The organism is Mesorhizobium sp. M7A.F.Ca.CA.003.01.2.1, from assembly GCF_003998945.1.
GTDB lineage: Bacteria > Pseudomonadota > Alphaproteobacteria > Rhizobiales > Rhizobiaceae > Mesorhizobium > Mesorhizobium ciceri.
Map to the genome: position 1 here is coordinate 1 of NZ_RZRA01000688.1, position 3,164 is coordinate 3,164.

The 3,164-nt window shown below is 59.1% G+C and carries 2 protein-coding genes; both read left to right on the forward strand.

Translation table 11 applies throughout. The features are described from left to right. On the forward strand, positions 1–683 hold a 683-nt coding region (rseP, locus tag EN969_RS23725; protein ID WP_127419442.1), incomplete at its 5' end, for an RIP metalloprotease RseP. Between the two features lie 217 nt (positions 684–900). Further along, on the forward strand, positions 901–3,164 hold a 2,264-nt coding region (gene bamA, locus EN969_RS23730), incomplete at its 3' end, for an outer membrane protein assembly factor BamA (protein WP_127419443.1).

Below are 3,164 nucleotides of genomic sequence, written 5' to 3' on the forward strand. Positions count from 1 at the left end.
TGGCCGAGGTGACCGCCGACAGCCCGGCGGCGAAGGCCGGCATCCTTCCCGGCGACCGATTCGTCAGCGTCGACGGCAACAAGGTCGAAACCTTTGGCGACGTCCAACGCCTGGTCTCGGGCCGTGCGGACGACGCAATCACTTTCGTCATGCTGCGCGACGGCCGGGAGGTCACTGTGACCGCGGCACCGCGGCTGATGGAACAGGAAGACGCGCTCGGCAACAAGGTCAAGGTCGCTGTAATCGGTGTCGTCAACAACAAGGAACTCGGCCAGCCACGGCTCATCACCTACACGCCTGTTGGAGCTGTCGCGGCGGCGGTCGAGGAAACCGGTCACGTCATCCAGCGCACCGGCCAGTTCCTGCAGCGCTTTGTTGTCGGGCGCGAAGACAAATGTCAGTTGGGCGGTCCGGTGAAGATCGCCGACATGGCGGGCAGGGCTGCGAAACTGGGATTCGAATGGCTCGTGCAACTGGTTGCACTGCTATCCGTTGGCATCGGAATTCTGAACCTTTTGCCGATTCCCCCTCTCGACGGCGGTCACCTCTTGTTCTACGGGGTGGAGGCTGTCATTCGCCGTCCGGTGTCGGAACGGATGATGGAAATGGCCTATCGGGCCGGGTTGCTTCTGGTGCTGTGCTTCATGGGGTTCGTTTTTTGGAACGATCTGTTTGGGTGCTGAAATCATGAAGAAATTTGGCTTCTGCATGGACGATGTTGAGACGCCGTTTACCATGCAAGGGGATATGAGTGACGCGAAAGCCACGCCGCAGGGTTAAGTAAATACAAATTAACCAGAAGCCTTGCGTGTAGGGAAAATCCGGTTAATACGGTAGGGGAAATTACCGCACGTCCGGTTTTCTCGCCGTGGGGACTACGAGAAAAGGTTATTAAGCCCGATGAAGGCAGCATCCAAGTTTCTAAGCGCCGCGTCCGCGGTGACCCTGTCCGCGGCCATGGTCGTGCCAGGCGCGCTCGCAGTGCAGTTCGTTGCCACATCGGCGGCTGAAGCCGCTGTCGTCAGCAGAGTCGAAGTAAGCGGCAACCAGCGTATCGACGCTGAGACCATCCGCAATTACATCACCATCAAGCCGGGCAAGGCTTTCTCCAGTTCCGATATCGACGGTGCGGTCAAGGCACTGTTTGGCACCGGCCTGTTTTCGGATGTGCAGATCAACCAGGTCGGCTCGACGCTGGTGGTCAAGGTTGCCGAGTATCAGGTTGTCAACCAGGTGCTGTTCCAGAACAACAAGAAACTCAAGGACAATGCGCTCGCGGCGGCGGTGCAGCTGAAGCCACGCGGAACGTTCTCGCAGGCGACGCTCGATGCCGACGTGGAGTCGGTCAAGGCTGCCTACAGGCGCATTGGTCGCGACGACGTGACCGTGACCACGCAGGTCATGCAGCTTGGCGACAATCGCGTGAATGTGGTCTTCAACATTGCCGAAGGCGATCGCACGCAGATCGCGGCGATCAATTTCGTCGGCAACAGCGCCTATTCCAGCCGCCGCCTGTCGGATATCATCAACACCAAGCGTTCGTCCTGGGTTTCCTTCATCCTGCGCGACGACGTCTACGACGATGACAAGCTGCGCGCGGACCAGGAGCTGCTGCGCCGCTTCTACTACAATCACGGCTATGCCGACTTCCAGGTCGTGTCCGCCGTCGGCGAGCTCGACAGCGCGACGAACAAGTACACGGTCACCATCACCGTCCAGGAAGGCGACCGCTACACGTTCGGCGATGTCAGCGTCGAGAGCACGATCCCTGAAGTCGACGGCAAGTCGCTGGAATCGGTGATCGAGACGCACAAGGGTGACGTCTACAACGCCAAGAACGTCGAGGATTCCATCATCGCGCTGACCGAGAAGGTGGCCGGTTCCGGCTATGCCTTCGCGCAGGTCACGCCGCGCGGCGACCGCAATTTCGAGAACCACACCATTTCGGTCGTCTACACGATCGACCAGGGCACCAAGGCCTATATCGAGCGCATCGAGATCCGCGGCAACGATCGCACGCGTGACTATGTCATTCGCCGGGAGTTCGACGTCAGCGAAGGCGACGCCTTCAACCAGGTGCTCATCCAGCGCGCGAAGAAGCGCCTGGAAAACTTGAACTACTTTGAGAAAGTCGACATCTCGACCGTGCCTGGCTCGCAGCCCGACCAGGTCGTTCTGGTGGTCGACGTGGTTGAGAAATCGACCGGTGAGTTCTCGGTGGGCGCTGGTTATTCGACCGGTGGCGACACGGCCGGTCCGTCGGTCGAAGGCTCGGTGACCGAGCGCAACTTCCTCGGTCGCGGTCAGTTCATCAAGCTGTCTGCGGGCGGCGGCAAGAATTCACGCGACTACAGCCTGTCCTTCACCGAGCCTTATTTCCTCGGACGGCGCATCGCCGCCGGTTTCGACATCTATAAGTCGACGCGGGAATACAACAACAACTATGACAGCGATACCACGGGCGCGACGATCCGTTTCGGCCTGCCGATCACCGACAGCATCACGACCCAGTTGGCGTACAACATATCGCAGGAAAAATATAAAGTTGACGATGGTTGCTTGACCGATGGGGTTTATATTCCTGGCAGCCCTTGCAATATCTCAACTGCAATCCTTGATGGCATCGATCAGAGCCCTTGGATCAAGTCGTCGGTCAGTCTCGGGCTGGTCTACAACACCATCGACGACATGAAGAACCCGCATGAGGGTATCTATGCCAACACAACCGTCGAAGTGGCCGGTCTTGGCGGCGATGCCAAGTTCGTGAAGATCACGGGACGCGGCAGCGTCTATCAGACGTTGTCCGAGTCGCTTGATCTTGTCGGCCTTATTTCGGGCGGCGCCGGCCATGTCGAGGGTTATGGCAGTGACGGCCTGCGTATCTTCGATCAGTTCCAGAGCACGGACCGCATGATCCGTGGCTTCGCCTATGGCGGTATCGGGCCTGTGGATCCTCTCACGGGTGACCATCTCGGCGGTACGACCTACTTCAATGCTTCTGCTGAAGCCCAGTTCCCGCTGCCAGTCGTTCCGGAAAGCTTCGGCCTTCGCGGAGCTGTGTTTGCTGACGCGGCGACTCTCTATGGCAGCAAGGTTACGAGCGTTGCTCAGGAGTCAACGGACATGCAGCTGCGTGCCTCTGTCGGCGTTGGTCTGATGTGGGC